General features: G+C 42.8%; 16 protein-coding genes. 4 read left to right on the top strand and 12 right to left on the bottom strand.

The window, feature by feature from the left end:
- Positions 1-145: 145 nt before the first annotated feature.
- The 3 genes from ACTHRG_RS07080 to ACTHRG_RS07070 all read left to right on the top strand — a co-directional run bounded on the left by ACTHRG_RS07080 (position 146) and on the right by ACTHRG_RS07070 (position 2,708).
- A complete protein-coding gene (locus ACTHRG_RS07080) occupies positions 146-331 on the top strand; it encodes a hypothetical protein (protein WP_076257491.1) in 186 nt (61 codons plus the stop codon).
- Positions 332-416: 85 nt separating this feature from the next.
- Positions 417-1,520: a glycosyltransferase family 4 protein gene (locus tag ACTHRG_RS07075; protein ID WP_440230915.1), complete on the top strand. Its 1,104-nt coding sequence runs from the start codon at positions 417-419 to the stop codon at positions 1,518-1,520.
- A 12-nt stretch (positions 1,521-1,532) separates the two neighbouring features.
- Positions 1,533-2,708 carry a glycosyltransferase family 4 protein gene (locus ACTHRG_RS07070; protein ID WP_440230914.1) on the top strand — a complete coding sequence of 392 codons (1,176 nt, stop codon included), beginning with the start codon at positions 1,533-1,535 and terminating at the stop codon, positions 2,706-2,708.
- Here ACTHRG_RS07070 and ACTHRG_RS07065 read toward each other — a convergent pair.
- The 9 genes from ACTHRG_RS07065 to ACTHRG_RS07025 all read right to left on the bottom strand — a co-directional run bounded on the left by ACTHRG_RS07065 (position 2,701) and on the right by ACTHRG_RS07025 (position 13,686).
- The gene (locus ACTHRG_RS07065) at positions 2,701-3,858 is read right to left on the bottom strand and encodes a glycosyltransferase (RefSeq protein WP_440230913.1); all 1,158 of its coding nucleotides are present in this window, start codon (positions 3,856-3,858) and stop codon (positions 2,701-2,703) included. The genes ACTHRG_RS07070 and ACTHRG_RS07065 overlap by 8 nt on opposite strands.
- Before the next feature lie 33 nt (positions 3,859-3,891).
- Positions 3,892-5,367: a sugar phosphate nucleotidyltransferase gene (locus ACTHRG_RS07060; RefSeq protein WP_440230912.1), complete on the bottom strand. Its 1,476-nt coding sequence runs from the start codon at positions 5,365-5,367 to the stop codon at positions 3,892-3,894.
- A gap of 391 nt (positions 5,368-5,758) precedes the next feature.
- Complete coding sequence (locus ACTHRG_RS07055; protein ID WP_076257495.1) at positions 5,759-6,952, bottom strand: PDZ domain-containing protein; 1,194 nt, start codon at positions 6,950-6,952, stop codon at positions 5,759-5,761.
- Positions 6,953-7,131: 179 nt separating this feature from the next.
- Positions 7,132-8,583 (bottom strand): S41 family peptidase, encoded by a 1,452-nt coding sequence (locus ACTHRG_RS07050; RefSeq protein WP_076257496.1) that lies wholly within the window; start codon positions 8,581-8,583, stop codon positions 7,132-7,134.
- 258 nt (positions 8,584-8,841) lie between these two features.
- Positions 8,842-10,176 (bottom strand): murein hydrolase activator EnvC family protein, encoded by a 1,335-nt coding sequence (locus ACTHRG_RS07045; protein WP_076257497.1) that lies wholly within the window; start codon positions 10,174-10,176, stop codon positions 8,842-8,844.
- A 157-nt stretch (positions 10,177-10,333) separates the two neighbouring features.
- Positions 10,334-11,227, bottom strand: coding sequence for a permease-like cell division protein FtsX (ftsX, locus tag ACTHRG_RS07040; RefSeq protein ID WP_048009812.1), 894 nt, complete (start codon positions 11,225-11,227; stop codon positions 10,334-10,336).
- The gene (gene ftsE, locus ACTHRG_RS07035; protein ID WP_048009813.1) at positions 11,217-11,903 is read right to left on the bottom strand and encodes a cell division ATP-binding protein FtsE; all 687 of its coding nucleotides are present in this window, start codon (positions 11,901-11,903) and stop codon (positions 11,217-11,219) included. Before ftsE ends, ftsX begins: the two co-directional genes overlap by 11 nt.
- Positions 11,904-12,413: 510 nt before the next feature.
- Positions 12,414-12,767, bottom strand: a complete 354-nt coding sequence (cccB, locus tag ACTHRG_RS07030; RefSeq protein ID WP_048009814.1) for a cytochrome c551 — start codon at positions 12,765-12,767, stop codon at positions 12,414-12,416.
- A 52-nt stretch (positions 12,768-12,819) separates the two neighbouring features.
- Entirely contained in the window at positions 12,820-13,686 is an 867-nt protein-coding gene (locus tag ACTHRG_RS07025) for a YitT family protein (RefSeq protein ID WP_076257498.1), read from the bottom strand.
- A 282-nt stretch (positions 13,687-13,968) separates the two neighbouring features.
- On the opposite strand from ACTHRG_RS07025, the gene ACTHRG_RS07020 reads away from it, so the two are divergent.
- Positions 13,969-14,571 carry a hypothetical protein gene (locus ACTHRG_RS07020; protein ID WP_076257499.1) on the top strand — a complete coding sequence of 201 codons (603 nt, stop codon included), beginning with the start codon at positions 13,969-13,971 and terminating at the stop codon, positions 14,569-14,571.
- 88 nt (positions 14,572-14,659) lie between these two features.
- Here the strand turns inward: ACTHRG_RS07020 and prfB are convergent.
- The 3 genes from prfB to ACTHRG_RS07005 all read right to left on the bottom strand — a co-directional run bounded on the left by prfB (position 14,660) and on the right by ACTHRG_RS07005 (position 20,127).
- Positions 14,660-15,773, bottom strand: a protein-coding gene (prfB, locus tag ACTHRG_RS07015) for a peptide chain release factor 2 (RefSeq protein WP_440230911.1) whose coding sequence is annotated in 2 segments (ribosomal slippage) — positions 14,660-15,700 and positions 15,702-15,773 — 1,113 coding nt in all. Because the reading frame shifts where the segments join, the coding sequence is not laid out codon by codon here.
- Between the two features lie 127 nt (positions 15,774-15,900).
- Positions 15,901-18,414, bottom strand: coding sequence for a preprotein translocase subunit SecA (gene secA / locus ACTHRG_RS07010; protein ID WP_440230910.1), 2,514 nt, complete (start codon positions 18,412-18,414; stop codon positions 15,901-15,903).
- Between the two features lie 657 nt (positions 18,415-19,071).
- Positions 19,072-20,127 (bottom strand): YecA family protein, encoded by a 1,056-nt coding sequence (locus ACTHRG_RS07005; protein WP_440230909.1) that lies wholly within the window; start codon positions 20,125-20,127, stop codon positions 19,072-19,074.
- Positions 20,128-20,268 lie beyond the last annotated feature (141 nt).

Below are 20,268 nucleotides of genomic sequence, written 5' to 3'. Positions count from 1 at the left end.
ATTCATATTTTAAGAAATTACACACAATAAGATTAGATATATTTACTCATATAATTCCATTATTTTGTTTAAACCTATCCTTTTAGAGGTATAAAGTACTACAGGACACAAACTTCCCCCTTTAAAGTCAGGAGTGAGCAGACTTATGAATACAATAGACATTTTTAAGAATGAACTCGCATTACTGACAGACGAAATGGATCGCTGTAAGAATGCTAAGATAAAAAAACAAATTCTTAATGATATTCGTCTCATCCAGAGTGCAGTCCAGAACTTACTTAAAGATACAGAACAAAAAAACAACCTCGCAGGCATAATCACCCTCTACTAATAGTAAATTCATTGTGATGTTAATTGGAGTAAACGAATATTATAAAGTATTCATTAGAAAATCTTCATTCAAGGAGGCTGCAGGCATGAGGATTGGAATTAATCTTCTCAATCTCACACAAGATCGATTCGGAGGGGTTGAACAGTATATAAAGAATTTGATTACCCATCTCGCTGACAGCAGGGAAAATCTTACTTTGTTCCTCTTTCTCAGTTCCAATATGAGGAATATCTTTCCCCGTCATGAAAAAATTCAAATCCAAAAGTTAACAGATTCAGCTCATATTTATAAATCCATTCGACAATGTCAGCTGGACCTCTGGTTTTGCCCATTGCATAAATCGTATATATCAAATATTGATGTTCCCAGTGTCGTAACGATTCATGATGTTCTTCACACTGAATATCCCCATTTTGTGCCAGGTGGATTAGATGAAAATAACCGTTACTATCATCAGTTTGCACCTTCTTTTACAAAAGTGATTACAGTCTCAAACTTTTCCAAGAATGCTATAGCTAATCATCTGCCTATCCCAAAAGAAAAGATTCATGCCATTCACCTCAATGCACCCGCCATATTTGAAAGAGCTCCTGCACATGCGCAAAGAAAAAGGGTGAAACAAAAATATCAGCTGCCTGATAGATATGCCCTGTATCCTTCCAGTTATAATCCCCATAAAAATCATCAGAATCTTCTAAAGGCAATTCTGATATTACGGAAAAAGTATAATACCTCCATACCGCTGGTCCTGACTGGCTTTGCAGACAAAAACAATGGGATTTACCAGTCTGTATTGCGGTTTATAAGTGACCATTCATTAGAGGGAGACATTCATGTATTAGGGTATGTAAAGCCGGATGATATGCCTTCTCTTTATTGGAACTCCAGCTTTTTAGTCTTTCCTTCCTTATACGAAGGATTTGGCATTCCACTGGTTGAAGCTCTTAAGGCCAAGAAACCGATCGTCTGTTCAAACAAGGGAAGCATCCCGGAAATCGCAGGCGATGCAGCTCTCTATTTTGATCCGGAAAGTCCTGAGGACATTGCTTCCAAAATGAAAAGCATGTTAAATCCTTCAACAAGAGAAAGACTTAGGAAGATGAGCAGTCTACGGTCAAAGCAATTTTCCTGGAAAAGGACTGCAGCAGAAACGCTGAACGTTTTTCAAAGTGTGGTCAAGAAACGTTGAGAGGAGAAAAATATGGCAAGAAAATTACTTGTTCTTAATATTTTCCCGACGGTTTTCCCGCCTACAAGCGGTGGCACTTTGAGGTATTTTCATATTTATAACGAATTAAGCCGCTATTATGATATTACTCTATTATCCCAGTCGTACGGCATAAGGGGCAAAGTTATCGAATACTCCTCAAAATTCCGGGAGTACCTAACAGAAAAAGATCCTCTCTATCCGCGAATAAGGCAGCAGCTTCATGATGCGGCACACACCTATGAACTTCCTTTACTTATGTGTTTGGAGTCTGCCAATCATCCCGTTTTATACAAGAGGTATTTTAAGAAACTCTATCACAAAAGCGATATTATCATTCATGAATCCCCTTACTTACTGGATTGTGATTTGTATTTTAACAAAGATAAAAAGCCAAGAATTTTTAATAGCCATAACCATGAATATGCACTGGCAAAGCAGCTTTGGAAAAATGAGAAGGCAAGAGAGTACCTTCCCCGGCTTTATCAAGCAGAACAGCGATTAACTTCACTCGCTGATTTGATTTTTGCCACATCCTCTGCCGAGAGGGATGAGTTTATTCGGGCTTATGGCCTGGAGCCTCAAAAGGTAAAGCTTGCTCCAAATGGAATTAATTCCGGTGAGTGGCTTCCACGAAGAAATAGGTCTGCAGGCAGGCCGAAAGCCCTGTTTATTGGAGCACAGTATCCGCCTAACATTCAGGCAGCGGATTTTATCATTCACAAGCTTGCGGACCAATGCCCGAATATCGATTTTATTATTGCAGGCGGATGCTGCAGTTCATTTCAAAATCCAAAGAAAAGAAATATAAAATTACTGGGCTCCGTTCAGCACCAAGAAAAATTAGCCTTATTTGCCGATGCGGATATCGCCATTAACCCAGTTATTACCGGAGCAGGAGTAAATATTAAAACACTTGAATTCCTATCTGCAGGAATCCCCCTGTTTTCCACATTATTCGGTATTCGGGGATTGGAGCTCGTTGATCAAAAACACTATATTCACGCAGAACAGGAAGATTTTGCGGATAAATTGAACGAGTATGCAGGCAGGCCTGAAATGTTGGATAAGATAGCATCAAACGGGCAGAATTATATCAACAGTCATTATTCATGGAAAAGCATTGCGGAAAAAATCTATGAAGCTATAGAAAAGACTCTTTCTATTTAAGAAGCTCTTCTATAGCCTTTTTCATTGAAATCCCCGCCACATCCCATGTAAGCTTCTCCATATCCCATCGCCCTTTTTTTCCTTTCTGCTTACAAAGGTGCGGGTTTTCATAGGCCAATCTCATCTTCCTTTTCGTGTCCTCCAAATCCGCTTCAGCCCATAACTGGCCGCCCTGCCCAAATAAATGGTGATATCGTTTTGATATAGCATTATCGCTGTACATACTTTTCCTCGGGTCCTCAAGCTTATAGTCAATTAAGAAGGAATTTTGTTCGTTTAAAAAATCCATCTGTCCGCCCCAGCCTGTAGCTATAACCGGGGTTCCGCTTGATAAGGCCTCCATGTACGGCAGACCTACTCCTTCCCCTCTTGTGGGAAGAATAAAGGCATTGCCAAGCGTATATAAACCCTTTATCTGTTCTTCCGGCAAAATGCCAGTTAATACATGTATGGGAGCCGTTCCATTTGTAAACCCAAGATTTCTTTTATACTTTGAGATAGCATTTAATATATTTTTGCGGCTTCTTCCGTAGGTTTTAATAATCAGCAGCACATTATCCCTGGAAGTGAATTCACTCCAATACGCTTTTAACAAAGTTTCAGGATTTTTTCTATGCTGAAAATCAAAGATCGAAACAAAAACAAACTTCCCATTTGCTTCTTTTAATGCAAGCTTTTTATTTCCAGGATTGAACGTTTGTATATCTGCTCCATGGGGAGCCAGAAACACGGGGATTTTCACGCCGCTTTTTTTCATTGCATATACATTTTGGCTGCAAGGCACGCATACCCCATCACATGCATTAATGAAAGGCAGCCAGGAACGTGGAATCCTCGCTGTTTCCCAAACCGTATTCAATAGAATCAGATCACATGTTTTTCTTTCCTTTTTAATATCTTCAATATTCCCTGGGGGACAATGATAGATTAAAATTTTTTGTTTGTTTTCTTTGTAAGGGGTATCTATTAATTGTAACAATCTGTCTTTCTTGCCTGGATCATTAAACTGATAGGGGAAATTCCATGTAAATGGCTGAATCTTAATATCGGCACCAAGACGGTCCAATGCAAGAACATACTCTCGGCTCGCAATTCCGTATCCGCTTACATCCAGAACCGGCCCTTTCCAAATGACTTGATAATCTGACACATCTTTCCCTCCCTGCCATCACGAACAATTTGATTAATTCTTTTTCATTCCTAACCTGGTTTTCATAGATTTCAACACCATTTTCCATATCATGCTGGCCCATTGTACAGAAGATGACAGAAACGATCTATTCCTCCCCTTTATACTATGGTTAACCGTATCATCCCAAGAATCCGCAATCCGGATGATATCCTCTTCCAACAGCTTTTCTCCCCACTGGACTTCTATGATTTCAAGGGATGTAATGGCTTTAACTGCATGTTTTGCTCCAAAAGGAATCTGGAGGACGTCCCCCGCCTTTATATAAGAAAGCCGTCCATCCAAAATAAACTTTCCTTCTCCGGAAATGACAGTCCAAGTCTCCTGCCTGAATTGGTGAGTCTGGTAGCTGATATTCTTTCCTGGATTTATTTTGATCAGCTTGGATAGTGAGTGCATACCTTCGTTCGTACTGGTAAAATCTAAAACCTTATAAACACCCCATCTTTTCTCCTCATACATAGGTCTTGCTTTTTCAGCCTGTTCCTTAATAGCATTGCTCTTGTGCTTATTGGCTACCAGAATCCCATCCGGACTGGCAGCTATAATAGTGTCAGAGACTGAAATGGCATGAATCGGAATGGACATTTCATTGACAATCTGTGTATTTTGACAATCCTCAGACAAAGAGCCTTTGCCAAATATCGAATTCGCAAGCTGACCGCTCAATGCTTCCCAGCTGCCAAGGTCCTTCCATTGTCCAGAGTAGGGTATGACAATCGACTTGCTATTCTTCTCGACAACCTGATAATCAAAACTGATATCAGGCAGACGATCATATGTTTTCAGCAGCTGGCTGTAAGATGTAGAAAACTTCTTTTCTTTCAAGTACTCAATCATAAAATTTAAAGAAAATCCAAATATACCACAATTCCAATAAGCATTTTTTTCGATCAGCATCTGGGCTTTGTCTGAGTTTGGTTTTTCTATAAATTCATCGATTAATAGGCAGCCAACTTCTTCCTTTAGAGCCTGCTTAGGTACGATATATCCAAACTGCTCAGACGGAAACTGAGGTAAAGCACCAAAAAGTGCAAGTTCTGCCTGCGATTTCTGAAGAATATCCGGAATGGTTAAGAGCTGTTCATAAAACCGGGGCTCCACATAGGAATCGACCGGAAGCACACAAATGGTTTCATTAATACTGGAATGTTGATGTGAATGAAGATAAGCACAAGCCAAAACAATGGATGGGAATGTACCTCTTTGACTCGGCTCGCAGATAACGGGGATGTGACTGCCTATTTGGTTTTTTATAATATCCATTTGACTCTCACAGGTAATAATATAGGCGGATGATAAAAGCCCAGCGTCAGCAAGCTGCCTGCATACCCGCTGAATCATTGATTCATACTCGCCCTGTTCATTTTTCAAAAGCTTTAAGAACTGCTTTGAACGGACCGAATTGGATAATGGCCAAAGCCTCTTTCCGATTCCTCCGGATAACAGCAAGATTTTCAGCTTCTTCACCCCCTTTTTCAAAGGAAAATACATTTCTTACTATTGTATGGGATTGAGTAAATTCCGATATGGTCATTTATCTCATTGCTTATAACAGGGACGGAAAAAATAAAAAGGTATTCCTTTACTAAAAGGAATACCTCAGAGTGTAGACAAACCCCTTATTCAAAAATTCATCTGATGAAAAAGGGGTTTTGCTTCTTTTTTTGTAGCATATTTGGTAGTTCATGTTCCGAAACAGTACCATATATTGATGAGGTATTAATTACAAAAAACGGCTATCGACTTTGTCGACAGCCTGAGGTATTCCTTTACTAAAAGGAATACCTTGATAACTTATTTTAACTTTTACTTTTAAGGAAGACTGACCCATTCACAGCATTAAATGAAAATTAATCTTCTATACCGCTTCACTATCCCACTTCTTCTCATCCTGTACAAACAGCAGCCCCAGTTCATGATGGTCACCTTCATAAAGAGCACGCTGAACGAAACGAACCTGTCCGTTCACATCAAAGACCTCGAGCTTGCAGTGAGCGCCGTTCTTTTGTAGGGCTTCATAGAAGCCTTTCTCATCATGGATTTTCACGCCATTGACTTTTGTAACAACCTCTCCCACTCCAAGAGACATTTTATCAGCTGGTGAATCGGGAACTACCCCGAGTACCATGATTCCCTGATTGCGCTTGGAAAAATAAAACGGCGCCTGATCCTCTGCCATTCTCTGGCGGAGCGAGATGAATTCCCGCCCGATGATCGCAAGTGCAGATGCACCCACAGCAGCAAGCGGATACCAGTAGCCTGCAGCAGAAATCAGCAATAAAAGTATGCCAAATACGCTGATTCTTTGTCCAAGCAGGGCTGTTGCCTCTTTAGGAAGCGTACCTTGTATTCTCTGATGAAACCCGATTGAAAACGGGACAAGAATGAGTGAATACATTTCATCGCCAATCGGTATCATTGGCCACCACTCAAACGGCAGCTGCAGCGCCTGACCCGGTATCAGCAGAAATACAGGAACCATCCAGATTCTTTTGGATTCATGAATGCCGATGATTTGACCCCGCTTACTCTTTACCAGCCTGGGAGATGTCCCTTTTCGGCCGTTTCTTATAATCAGGAAGCCTTCTGCAATCACCAGAAGAGCAAGGAGAACAGCGATGGATGGAAAGATGGAAGAATCAAGATCTGATGCCGACTGGGCGAATGACGGCAATGGCCACTCCTGTTCAAAAGCAAACATTGTGGCGAAAAAGGCAAAGCCCAGCGTATAAACTGGCGCCATCCATCTCACTTTTGCCGTTAAGCTCCACAGGAACGTAAGTGCAGCGGTAAACACAATCGTCTCCAATGGCAGGACAAGTCCCGCTCCCACCATCACCACGCTTACGGCAAGACCTGCCAGAATCCCCAGCGGAAGAAGCTGCCTCAGCTCAAAATAAGCATTTTCAGCACGGACCGAAAAGTCCTTTCGCTCTCGCTTTACACGGGAAATGCCTAAAAAGGCTGCCACAAAAAACAGGTAATAAAATACCGGATTTAACAGCAGCTTTCCCGTTCCTTTTAAAAACTCAAAAATCCACTCCTCTATCAAAATTGCCACCAGCCTCTATTAATAAATTCTCATGAATTATGTAAACAGCAGAAAACTCTATTACTCTATATTCTACCAAAAGCACCTTGCAAAACCTATTACAATCTCGCTTTAAATAAAAAATAGCAGAAGGAAAATTCCTCCTGCTTCAATCGACAAAATTCGGGTGGTGCCTGTCACTATTTGGCTATATATCTCAAAGCCGTCTGCAGCTGCAAATCGTTCTGCTCTTTTTTCATTTCTTCGATTGCGGCCTGTTCAAGCGCTGCTGCGGTTTTCTTGTCTATCCGGCCGGTTGCTTCAAGCTCTTTTTGCTGCTGAAAGACTTTCACTGCTGCTTCAGTGGAATCATTGAAATAGCCATCTGTCCTGCCCGGGGCATATCCGAGTCCGGCCAGAATTTCCTGTGCATTCTTCACCATTTCATTATTCATATCAATCTCCAAAGGCTTCTCCACCTGCAAAGGATGAGTCTGATAGATATCCGGCTGTTTCACCTCAAGAGTAGGCTTGATTCCTTTATTATGAATCCAGTTTCCGTCTGGTGTCAGCCATTTAAATAAAGTGAGCTTGATATTGCTGCCGTCGCCCATCGGAACAGGCTGCTGAACAGTCCCTTTTCCAAATGATTTCTCACCGATAATGGCATAACCCTCCGCTTCCTTTAATGCGCCGGCCAGAATCTCTGATGCAGAGGCACTTCCTTTATCCACAAGAACGGCAATCGGATAGCTTTTTGGCTTTTCAAGTGTGGAGAAATACCTCATCTTCTCCCCATTCCGTTTCTCAATCTGCAAATATGGTTTGTCAGCTGTAACCAATTCCTTCAGAATTTCCTGAACAGAGGTCAGGAGACCGCCGGGATTTCCACGGACATCAATGACAAGCCCTTCGATCCCTTCCTGTTCCATTTCACTCAGCTGTTTCGCAAATTCTTTGGATGTATCTTCGGAAAAGGAGGTAATCTCCAGATACCCAACCTCTTTTCCTCTTTCCTTCTTGATTTCTGAGTAAACAGTAATTTGAGGAATTTCATCTCTTTTTACTTCCACCTTTAAAGGCTCCTTTAATCCCTGGCGCGCAACTTCAAGCTTTACCTTTGTGCCTTTTTTACCTCGGATCTTCATGGTCGCTTTATATAAATCAAGACCCTTCACACTTTCCCCGTCCACTTTTAAGATTTCATCTTTTGGCTTTAGGCCCGCTTTTTCCGCCGGTGAGTCCTTAAAAGGCGCAACAATGATGATTTTTCCGTCCACCATGCTGACTTCCGCACCGATTCCTTCAAAAGAAGATTCCAATGTATCACTGAATTGTTTTGCCGTTTCTTCATCCATATAAACGGAGTATGGGTCTTCGAGGGTTGCAAGCATGCCCTGGATGGCTCCCTCCACGAGCTGTTTCTCCTCTACTTTTTCCACATAGCTATTCAAAATCAGCTGATAGGCCGTTTCCATCTTTTCCACCTTCTCTTGATCTAACTGTTTTCCGTTTTCCTTGGAATCTAGTAATTGATTTGGGGCTCCTGTCTGCGGAGCTTCCTTTGCCAGCCACTGCATGCCAGCATATGTACCGCCAGCCCCTGTCAGCAATGATCCCGTCATCAGCACGGCGATCCATCCTCTGCTCATCGTCATCTCCCTTTCCAGTTTGCTGCGTTCCTGTATATTTTCAGCGTCTGCGGCCTTCCCCGATTTTTAAATAAATAAAAACAACCCGCAAAGGGAGCGGGATGTCTTCGCTTATTTCATCCTATGTTTGCTATGGACGAGTTATGATTTCTTTTGCTTGAGAGTATTTTAAAAACAGACGTCTAATAGGATTAAAGACCCTCTTTTCGGGTAAAAGAAAAGTGGAAGAAGCTATGCTCCTTCCACTTTACGCTATTTTTATAGAGGCACAATGCCTACAGGATTAATCGCATTTGATTTTGCTGCATTCCAAGAACCTCTGTGAAGTTCAAAGTGCAGATGCTGACCGTAAGATTGTCCAGTATTACCCATGATACCGATTTGCTGGCCTTTAGAAACTGTCTGGCCAGAGCCGACAGAACGGCTTCTCATGTGAGCATATACGGTAGTATACGTTTGTCCGCCTACAGAGTGAGCAATGAAAATCGCATTTCCGTAGCTGCTTGAGTAATATGAACGGATGACAACACCATCTGCTGCTGCCACGATCGGTACTGTACCGCCTGATGCAATATCAACACCATAGTGCTCGCCTAAAGAACGGCCGCCAAATCCTGAAGAAAGTCTTCCTGCAGCTGGTTTTGTCCAGGCACCGCTTGCTACAGAAGGTGCAGATACCTGCGGGCTGCTTGATGATCCGCTGTCAGATGAGGAGCTGCTTCCCGCTGATGAAGAACTGCTCTTCTTAGCCGCTTCTGCTGCCGCCTTTTGTTTTGCCAGTTCAGCTTGTCTTGCTGCCTCAGCTTGTCTTTCCTGCTCAAGCTTGATCGCTTTTTGAATTGCCGCTTCCTGAGCTGCAAGAATCTCATTTTCTTCAGCCAGTTCAAGCTTATGGGCATGCATTTCCTCTTCTTCATGCTTTAAGGATGCAAGCAGCTTATCTTTCTCTGCTTTTTGAGCGTTTAAGCTCTTTTTCATGCTTTCAAGCTCGGCACGCATTGTTTCTAAAGAGGCAAGCTCTTCTTTTACCTGATTCTGTTTTTTCTCAAGCTCGTCTTTATCCGCCTGATGCGCTTGTAAAATTTCCTGGTCAGCTTCTACGATTGTTGCAACTGCTCCAACTCGTTCAACAAAATCTCCAAAGCTCTGCGCACCCATTAAAACATCAATATAGCTCACCATTCCGCCAGTTTCCTGGTAGTTGCGTGCACGGTCTTTTAATAGTTCATTACGCTTTTTGATGCGCTCTACTAATACTTTAATTTCTGCTTCAAGTTTCTCAATTTCCTTTTTTGTATCTGCAATTTCTTGATTCTTTTCTTCAATTTTAGCTAAAGCATCACTGATCGCTTTATCCAGACGCTCAATCTCACTTTGTACAGATTGCTGCTCGCTCTGGTTTTCGCTGATCTTTTTATCTGTATCGTTTAACTTCGATTCTACTCCGGAACGCTGCTGGTTAATTTTTTCCTGCTGGCTGTTTAAATCGTTTAGTTTATTTGCTGCAGACGCCTTTTCAATAGGCATCCCCACTGTTATGCTGCCAAAACCAAGAACGGCAGCTAATGATAATGTGATGATGGATTTCTTCAATTTCCGATTTCTCCTTTCAATGAACACCATATGTACAGGTTAATCGTTCTATATTTCATCCAAGTCTGAAACATTTAGCTTTTCTGAATCGTCTAATATAATGAAGCTTGAAGGCGCCTGGACAGGTTCCCCCCACCGCAGGGCCTTCTAAGCTTGTTTATACTTTCAGGAACTTTCTGACTGACATTAAACTTCCCCATACACCAATGAGGGCACCCATCAGGATAAGAAGCCCGGAAATCTGATAGACAAACGGACTAAACTCCAGCAGCTTGACAAAATGTCCTTCAAGCTTTGGCGCCAAATAATCATAGGCGTAATAATATGCTGATGAAACAAGCGCAATAGGAATAATGGAACCGAGCAGCCCAAGCCATAAACCTTCAAGGAAGAATGGCCACCTGATGAACGAGTTGGTTGCTCCTACCAATCTCATAATCTCAATTTCTTTTCTTCGTGACATAATCGTAATCTTAATGGTATTGGAAATCAGGAACATGGCAGTAAATAATAAGCCGATAATCAGCACAAGGCCAACGTTTCGTCCGGCATTGATAAAGTTGAATAGTTTTTCAACCTGCCCCTGCCCATATTTTACTTTTGCCGCATATTCCATTTTCTCAATCTGCTTTGCAGCTTTCATTGTGTCTGCCGGGTTTTTCGTCTTTACGATAAATACATCGTTCAGCGGATTATCCTGTTCGAACAGTTTGAAGGCTTCGCCTTCTTCACCAAGGCTGTTTATTAAACTATCAAGCTCTTTTTCCTTGGTTGAGTATTCAACTGTTTTGACTTCGGGTATTCCTTCGATTTTTTGCCGTAAAACTTCCTGATCCTGCTCATTTGCAGCAACATCGATGTGAACGCGGATTTCCACGTCCTCTTCAATGGTTGTAGCCACCTTGTTGAGATTCATCATAATGACGAAAAATACGCCAACTAAAATGAGGGTTACTGTGACCGCACTTGCAGAAGCAAATGTCATCCAGCCGTTTCGCCCAAGACTTTTAAAACTTTCGCGGAAGTGCCGGCCCAATGTTCTAGCTTTCATAGCCGTAATCACCTCTTTGCTCGTCACGCACAATTCTTCCGCCTTCAATGGCAATAACGCGGTGCTTAATCGTGTTAACAATTTCTTTATTATGAGTTGCCATGACCACAGTCGTTCCTCTCGTGTTGATTTCATCGAAGATGTTCATGATTTCCCAAGAGGTATCCGGGTCAAGGTTTCCTGTAGGCTCGTCCGCTATCACGACTTTTGGAGAGTTTACAATTGATCTGGCGATGGAAACACGCTGCTGCTCCCCGCCTGACAATTCGGTCGGAAGCATCCTTGCCTTATGTTTTAAACCTACAAGGTCCAATGTTTCCATAACTTGTTTTTTAATATTCTTCGGATGCTCTTCAATAACCTCAAGAGCAAAAGCGACATTCTCATAAACTGTCAGTGTCGGGAGGAGCTTAAAGTCCTGGAAAACGACACCGATTTTACGGCGCATTAGCGGCACCTTTGCATTCTTCAATGTAGCCAGATTCACTCCGTCAATGGTTATCGTTCCGCTTGAAGGCTTTTCTTCCCGGTACATCATTTTGATAAAGGTGGATTTACCTGCACCACTCGGCCCTACTACATAAACAAACTCACCTTGCTTAATATGAATATCTATCCCGCTGGCAGCTGTAACGCCATTGGGGTATCTCTTATATACGTCTTTCATTTCGATCATATATATCACCTAGCATCTAGTGTGTATTAAGAATTTAAATAACAGACGGCTTGTTTCGCTAAAAAACGACATCCTTTCGACATAGAGGATGACAAAATACTTGTAAATACTGCCTAATTAGCCATCTAAAATTCTCACACAACCCATTATAACATCATAAGTTGTCAAAATAACGGAAAAAATTATTACAGTTTCTTTTCAATCCTGATACTAATGTTACTTTTTTCCTGAATTTCTTTAATATTCTAGTGCTTTATTCTCTTAATCGACAGATTTTTCCTTCTTTTTTCATATTGCATTTACTCGATATTTGTCATAAATTGTGTGAAGCCATCCTGGGCTTTGAGATTGGTTATTGCAAATTTTCTTCAATACGGGGAGTTTAACTTAGGTTTTGACGCAGCTTGTTTTCACTTTGGGTGGATAAGCGGTGTCTATATTAAGCCGTAAAACTCTTAGCGAAAAAAATAAAAACGCCCTGGTAAACAGAACGTTTTCATTTGAATCCTCTTATTTCTTGCCTGCCAGCCAAGACGCTACTGCGGAAGCTTCTTCTCCCTGAAGCAATCCTTTAGGCATAGCTCCTTTACCGTTAGCTATCGTGTTTTCAATATCTTCCTGTGATAGGTTTGCACCGATTTTATCAAGCGCAGGTCCTACACCGCCTTCAAGATTTGCACCATGGCAGCTTGAACATTTCTGTTCATAAAGCTTTTGTGCATCACCAGCGTCAGCCGTATCCGTTGTTGTTTCACCGCCGCCGTTTGTAGAAGTGTCCTTGTCTTCAGCAGCATCGTCTCCGCCGCCGCAGGCTGCAAGAACTAAAGATGTACCCATTAGTAGTGCTAGTAGCTTCTTTTTCACCTATAATTCCCCCTCAGGAAAAAATACTAAGTACAGCTATATTATACCAACACTACGCTCGTTTGAAACCCTCGCCCAACACCTCGGAAGCATCCGTAACAATGATAAATGCAGTAGGATCAATGGTTTGAACCAGTTGTTTCAATTTTGTGAACTCTGTCTGATCCACTACACACATCAGGACCGGACGTTCATGGTCGGTATAACCACCGTATGCTGATAGTTTTGTCACACCGCGGTCAATTTTATTCAAAATTCCTTCACGAACTTCACTTTGATTTTCAGTAATGATTAAAGCCATCTTTGTCCGGCTGAAACCAAGCTGGATCAGATCAATTGTTTTACTTGTTACATATAGAGCAATTAAGGCATACAGCCCCTGCTCTATGTCAAAAATAATCGCAGCCGACAATACGATCAATCCATCGATTATCGCAACACAAGTGCCAAGAGACAAACCTGTATATTTGTTAATAATCTGTGCTGCAAGGTCTGTCCCTCCTGTTGATGCTTTACCCCTGAAAACAATTCCTAAACCAAGACCGACGCCAATTCCGCCAAACAGCGATGCCAGCAGCGGATCAGATGTCCATGGCTCATATTCCTTTGTCAGAAAAACAACAAACGGCAGGAAGATTGTCCCGGCCAGAGTCTTGGCTCCAAATTGTTTTCCAAGCAGCAGCACGCCAGCAATAAAAAGCGGTATATTAAATGCCCACTGTACATAAGCAGGCTCCCAGCCAACAACTGCATCCAGAATAGTACTGATCCCGCTTACCCCGCCTGATGCAATCCGGTTGGGCAGTAAAAACACATTAAACGCAACCGCAACAATGCCTGACCCTATCAAAACGTATAAATACTCCAGCAATCTCTCCGCTTTTGTACTATAAGTATATCCTCTTCTATATTTGCCCATTTCTTCTCCCTCCGGTGTCCCGATCTATGCAGAATCTGATATTCCATTTTTACCGTCAGTGAGTATAGCATGGAGTTTGAGGCCTGTAAATGCCATTGAACTGCCGTATTAAAGGACTCTGCTCTGCCTTTTCATTATGTTGCGATAAAAGCGTTCAATTTATCATGCAATATTAATGTGTGAAATGTTTATGAACATTGTGCAAGAATACTTCCAGGCCCCCTTCTCATCAGCATGAAATGCATCGGCATGTGGTATAATGTCGAAAAGGAGGTGAGAAAATTGGAGAAGATTCTTAACGAAATTTTAAGTACATTGAAGGATCATTCAAAGAGGTTTGATGGAATTGACGAGAAGTTCGATTCGTTTGATAAAAGATTCGACTCTATGGACAAGAAATTTGATTCGATTGATGAGAAATTTGAGTCGATTGACCAGAGATTTGAATCGATAGATCAGAAATTTGATTCGATTGATACAAAGTTTGATTTGATTGATCAGAGGTTTGATTCAATAGATAAGAGGTTTGATTCGATTGACCATGAAATCTTTGATGTTAAAAGCAGACTTGGAAATGTTGAGAATAGGCTTGGGAATGTTGAGAACAGGCTTGGGAATGTTGAGAACAGGATTGGAAATGTTGAGAACAGGATTGGGAATGTTGAAAATAAAATTGAAGCACTGTCTGAACAAATAGAGAACAATGCGACCGAATTCAGAAGCCAGTTTAAGCATATTGAAGTAAAGCTGGATCAGCATGAAGAAACTTTTAACATCATCTCTGACGCAATAAAAGGCACAAAAATTGATATCGTTCACCTCAGTGAAAAGAGCGGGGTTCAAGAAATGGAAATAAACCAGCTCAAAAAGCGCATCCACTCCTAGAGCACTCCCCATTCACCGGCTAGCTCAGTTAAAATTCCATAAAAAAAATAAGCCTATGCCGGTAATATGCCAGCATAGGCTTTTGCATTTAATCCTGAGGCAAAATCAATTTTGACCGCAAGTATGCGTTAATAAACGCATCCAGGTCTCCGTCCATAACTCCCTGAACATTACCTGACTCCGTGTTGGTGCGGTGGTCTTTTACCATGGAATATGGGTGGAAAACATAGGAGCGGATCTGGCTTCCCCAGCCGATGTCTTTTTGCTCACCGCGGATTTCGGCCAATTCTGCTTCCTGCTCCTCAATTTTCTTTTGATAAAGCTTGGCTTGGAGCATTTTCATGGCACGTTCGCGGTTCTTGATCTGGGATCGCTCTGTCTGGCAGGTTACCACAACATTTGTCGGCAAGTGGGTGATACGGACAGCAGAGTCAGTTGTGTTGATATGCTGACCGCCGGCGCCGCTTGCACGGTATGTGTCAATTTTAAGGTCTTCGGTACGGATATCGATTTCAATTTCATCATTGAATTCCGGCATCACTTCACAGGAAACGAATGAAGTATGGCGGCGTCCTGATGAATCAAATGGAGAAATCCTGACAAGGCGGTGCACGCCTTTTTCTGCCTTCAAGTAGCCATAAGCATTATGTCCCTTGATGCTAAGCGTAACACTCTTGATCCCTGCTTCATCTCCCGGCAGGTAATCAAGGGTTTCCACCTTGAAGCCTTTCTTTTCAGCCCAGCGTGTGTACATGCGGAGCAGCATGCTGCCCCAGTCCTGTGACTCGGTTCCGCCTGCACCTGGATGCAGTTCAAGAATGGCATTGTTTTTATCATATTCTTCGCTTAAAAGAAGCTGAAGCTCAAAGTCGTTCAGGCGCTTTACCAGGTCCTTGAGCTCTTCCTCAAGATCGGCCTGCAATTCTGCGTCGCTCTCTTCTTTTACGAGCTCATAAGTTAATTCCAGATTCTCAAACACTTCGTATAAATCGTGGAATTCAACTACCTGGTCTTTCAGTGAGTTTGATTCGCTGATAACAACCTGTGCCGCCTGCTGGTCATCCCAGAATCCAGGCTGCAGCATGACATCGTCAAGCTCAGCGATGCGTGCCTCTTTGTTTTCTAAGTCAAAGAGACCCCCTAAAGTCCGCTAAAATCTTAGCTGTTTTTTCAAGTTCATTGCGAATATCTGCTAATTCCATTTTGGTCACCTCGAAAATTATTTTCACCTATTATAGCGTGATTATCTGTAAAAGCCTATATCAGCATATGCCTATACAAGCTTTTTCCAAAGAGAGAAGCCGGCAAAGCTGTTGCCGGCTCGGGTATTTATTTCTCTGCTCCACAGCAGTTCTTATATTTTTTGCCGCTGCCGCAGATGCATTGGTCGTTTCGTCCGACGTCCATCTGTTTGACGACAGGTTTTTTCTTAACCTTTTCACCGTCTTCTTTCGGGTTGACAGCCTGGCCTTTGGCCACTTCCTGGCGCTCGAGATTGTTGCGGATTTCAGCTTTCATGATGTACTTGGCTACATCCTCTTCAATGGATGCAATCATGTTTTCAAACATGGCAAAGCCTTCTCCCTGGTACTCGCGGAGCGGATCTGTCTGGCCATACGCACGCAGGTGGATTCCCTGGCGAAGCTGATCCATTGCGTCGATGTGATCCATCCACTTGGAGTCAACGGCACGAAGCACGATAACTTTTTCAAATTCACGCATTTGTTCAGGGCTAAGCATTTCTTCTTTTTCATTATAACGTTCTTTAACCTTGGCAAAAATGGTTTCAGCAATTTCCTCTGTATCTTTGCCGCGGATATCATTTACAGTAAGGTCGCCTTCATTAAGAAGGTTGCCATTTACATAGTCAATGATACCCTGGAGGTTCCATTTTTCCTCATCTTCATGTCCAGGTGCATATCCTTCTACATTGCGCTGGATGCTGGTCATGATCATCTTTTCTACAATCTCTCTCAAGTTCTCAGACTCCAGAACTTCGTTACGCTGACCGTAAAGAATCTCACGCTGCTGACGAAGAACATCATCGTAAGACAGAAGCTGCTTACGGGCATCGAAATTGTTGCCCTCAACGCGTTTTTGCGCAGATTCAACAGCTCTTGAAACCATTTTACTCTGGATTGGCTGAGTGTCATCCATTCCAAGGCGCTCCATCATCGATTTCATATTGTCAGAACCGAAACGGCGCATCAATTCATCTTCCATGGAAAGGTAGAATTGCGTGACACCCGGGTCTCCCTGACGTCCGGAACGTCCGCGGAGCTGATTATCAATACGTCTGCTTTCATGACGCTCTGTCCCAATAACGCAAAGACCGCCAATTTCTTTTACACCTTCACCGAGCTTGATATCCGTACCGCGTCCTGCCATGTTAGTGGCAATTGTCACAGAACCCTGCTTACCTGCGTCCGCAATGATTTCCGCTTCACGGCCGTGGTTCTTCGCATTTAGGACGTTGTGCGGAACACCTTTTTTGCTCAGGTATTTAGAGATGATTTCAGATGTTTCGATCGCCACAGTACCGACAAGCACAGGCTGTCCTTTTTTGTGGCGCTCGGCAATGTCTTCCACGACCGCACGGAATTTGCCATCCATTGTGGCATAAATTAGATCGGCACGGTCATCACGGGCGATCGGGCGGTTTGTCGGAATCACTACAACATTCATATTGTAGATATTGCGGAATTCCTCTTCTTCCGTTTTCGCTGTACCAGTCATACCGGCGAGCTTTTCGTACATACGGAAATAGTTCTGGAATGTAATCGTTGCAAGGGTCATGCTTTCGTTCTGGATTTCCAGGCCTTCCTTCGCTTCGATAGCCTGGTGAAGCCCATCGCTGTAACGGCGGCCCTTCATCAGACGGCCTGTAAATTGGTCAACGATGACAATTTCATCGTCCTGAACAACATAATCGACATCCAGATGCATGCTGGAATGTGCCTTTAATGCCTGTGTAATATGGTGGTTAAGTGCAACATGCGAAATGTCGAAAAGGTTATCGATTCCAAAAGCCTTCTCTGCTTTCGTCATCCCTTCTTCAGTCAGCTGCACGCCTTTTGTCTTTTCATCATAGGTGAAGTCTTCGTCTTTTTTCAGGCGGCTGACAAACGCATTGGCCTGAATATAAAGCTGTGTAGATTTTTGGGCTGAGCCGGAAATGATCAGCGGTGTACGCGCTTCGTCAATAAGGATGGAGTCAACCTCATCGATTACGGCATAGTGAAGAGGACGCTGAACCTTCTGCTCTTTGTAAAGAACCATGTTATCGCGAAGGTAATCAAACCCAAGCTCATTGTTTGTGCTGTATGTGATATCAGCCGCATAGGCAGCCTGCTTTTCTTCTTTGGAAAGTCCGTTTAAGTTAAGACCAACACTCAGGCCAAGGAATTCATAAAGCTGCCCCATTTCAGTGGCGTCACGGCTTGCAAGATATTCGTTGACTGTAACAACGTGCACGCCTTTGCCAGTTAAGGCATTAAGGTAAACCGGCATAGTTGCAGTCAGGGTTTTACCTTCACCCGTTTTCATCTCGGAAATGTTGCCGTCATGAAGGGAAATCCCCCCCATTAACTGAACCGGATACGGATATAAGCCAAGAACACGCTTTGCTCCTTCACGGACAACCGCAAAGGCTTCAGTCAGCAGATCATCAACGGTTTCGCCCTTTTGATAGCGGGCTTTGAATTCTTCCGTTTTCTCGCGCAGCTGCTCGTCCGATAATTTTTCCATATCAGATGCAAGGGCATCGATTTCCTCTGCCATTTTGGTGAGGCGTTTCAGTTCGCGTTTATTTTGATCAAACACTTTATTTAAAATCCCAAGCATTAAAAACGCTCCTTTATGTTGGATATGACAGCTCTTTATTCAGTGCTGGACATATCTGATTTCATAGTTTTTATCATTGCACAGGTAGTAATAGATTCGCTGTTTCCCGGCTGAATCCTCCTATGAAAATTCACATTATTTCTTATTAATATTACCACTTTGAGAGGGGGGTGACAACTTATGCCGCATGCGGGGTAATTCGGGATTGTTAGTTTGATGATTGGGGTACTGGTTTTCGTTTGGGGGCTGGGTGGCTTATAAGCGGGGCTGATTCCGGAGTTAGCTTGAGTTCTGACTCAGGATGGTTTTTTACCAGGGCTGTGTCCGAAGTTGGGCTGGGTTCTGACACAAAACGGCTTATTACCGGGATTTGTGTCCGTAGTTGGACTGGGTTCTGACACAAAACGGCTTATTACCGGGATCTGTGTCCGAAGTTGGACTGGGTTCTGACACAAAACGGCTTATTGCCGGGATCTGTGTCCGAAGTTGAACTGGGTTCAGACCAAAGATGACTTTTTCCCAGCGTCCTGTGTCCGAAGCTGGCTTTGGTTCTGACTCAGCTTCGCTTTTTACCCAGAGCTGTGTCCAAGATGGCTCCGATCAGACACAACCACATTCCCACTAAAATAAAAATAGAGAGCAGCGATGCTCTCCATTTTATGAATTCGAGGATTCTATCAGTTCTATAATAGTTTTCTCGACTGCATCATAAATCTCGCCATAATAAGTGGAAACCCGGTTTGCATTAATGCCGTACAATTCTCCGAATTTTTTCTGAGTGAGATTTTCCTTTACAGGAGCAATTGTGCTTACAAGGTAACGGAGGCCGGCAACATAGTTATCAGGCTTTTTAACCTGTTTTCCGGTTTTCCCGATGTACTCCATCCAAAGTGAAAGTCCCATGCCGATCAGCCATGGTTCCTCACCGGCTTTTATCATATCGTCCCGGAACATGTCGGCAACCTGCTCTGCACCCTTAGTAGGCCAGTCAAAATTGTCCATATTTGGGCCAGCTGATGATTTTGGCGTGTCATTCATAAGGTCAATGAGGAACTCAGCCAAATATTCTTCAGGATTCTCATATCCAGATTCTTCGAAGGAGTATTGGATGTAATCTGCAAACTGTGCAGCATTATCTCCCGGCAGGTCAAATATAGCAGGAAATGCCACATACTCTTCTCCATAAGGAAGCAGCATGGCAAAGGCAAAGTTCCCTTCCTTAACCTCCATATCACCAAATAGGGAGACATTGTAAACCTTCCCGGTCAGACAATCCTCGATAACTGCTTTGTCTTCAGTCACTTCAATTAAGTTTCCAGCAGCGGCTTTGCTGTCCTCCCACGACTTCAGAATGCTTTTTAAGCGAGGGCGCGTGACGGCTGGCAGCTTAGAATGAATGAACTCATCCATTACGGATTCCACATCATCCAGCGTTCCAAAAAGAACGTACCAGAAAGAGTGTACAAATTCATAGAACTCTTTTTCCTGCGGTTCAATGTCTTCAAGTATATCCAGAAGGTCCTTGAAATCCTCTTTCATGTCATCCGCAAAGTGAGTAAGTGCAAACACCCTTGCTTCCTTTTGAAGCTCAAGGACTTCGTGATTCAATACATCCTTAATTGAAACGGCATCTCTGCTGCCGCAGCATTTTTTATATTTTTTTCCGCTCCCGCATGGGCACGGTTCGTTTCTGCTTACTTTTACTGTTGACATCTTCTAAATCTCTCCTACCAAATTCGTTTAACTATACTATCCTAACATTTATCGTGAAATAAGGCATTATTTCAGTAGATTTAAACACTTGGCAGGTTAAGGAAGTTAAATTAAATAGTCACTTTATGATCTAAAAGCTAA

This window comes from Cytobacillus sp. SAFR-174, from assembly GCF_051964675.1.
Taxonomy (GTDB): Bacteria; Bacillota; Bacilli; order Bacillales; family Cytobacillaceae; genus Cytobacillus.
The sequence above is the reverse complement of the archived record's forward strand: the minus strand, read 5'-3'. Positions and strand labels throughout refer to the sequence as shown.

Bases quoted from the DNA above. Each gene is read 5' to 3' on its own strand.
- secA (WP_440230910.1), bottom strand. From the start codon at position 18,414: ATGCTTGGGATTTTAAATAAAGTGTTTGATCAAAATAAACGCGAACTG.
- ACTHRG_RS07075 (WP_440230915.1), top strand. From the start codon at position 417: ATGAGGATTGGAATTAATCTTCTCAATCTCACACAAGATCGATTCGGA.
- ftsE (WP_048009813.1), bottom strand. From the start codon at position 11,903: ATGATCGAAATGAAAGACGTATATAAGAGATACCCCAATGGCGTTACA.
- ACTHRG_RS07070 (WP_440230914.1), top strand. From the start codon at position 1,533: ATGGCAAGAAAATTACTTGTTCTTAATATTTTCCCGACGGTTTTCCCG.
- ACTHRG_RS07025 (WP_076257498.1), bottom strand. From the start codon at position 13,686: ATGGGCAAATATAGAAGAGGATATACTTATAGTACAAAAGCGGAGAGA.
- ACTHRG_RS07050 (WP_076257496.1), bottom strand. From the start codon at position 8,583: ATGAGCAGAGGATGGATCGCCGTGCTGATGACGGGATCATTGCTGACA.
- ftsX (WP_048009812.1), bottom strand. From the start codon at position 11,227: ATGAAAGCTAGAACATTGGGCCGGCACTTCCGCGAAAGTTTTAAAAGT.
- ACTHRG_RS07080 (WP_076257491.1), top strand. From the start codon at position 146: ATGAATACAATAGACATTTTTAAGAATGAACTCGCATTACTGACAGAC.
- ACTHRG_RS07005 (WP_440230909.1), bottom strand. From the start codon at position 20,127: ATGTCAACAGTAAAAGTAAGCAGAAACGAACCGTGCCCATGCGGGAGC.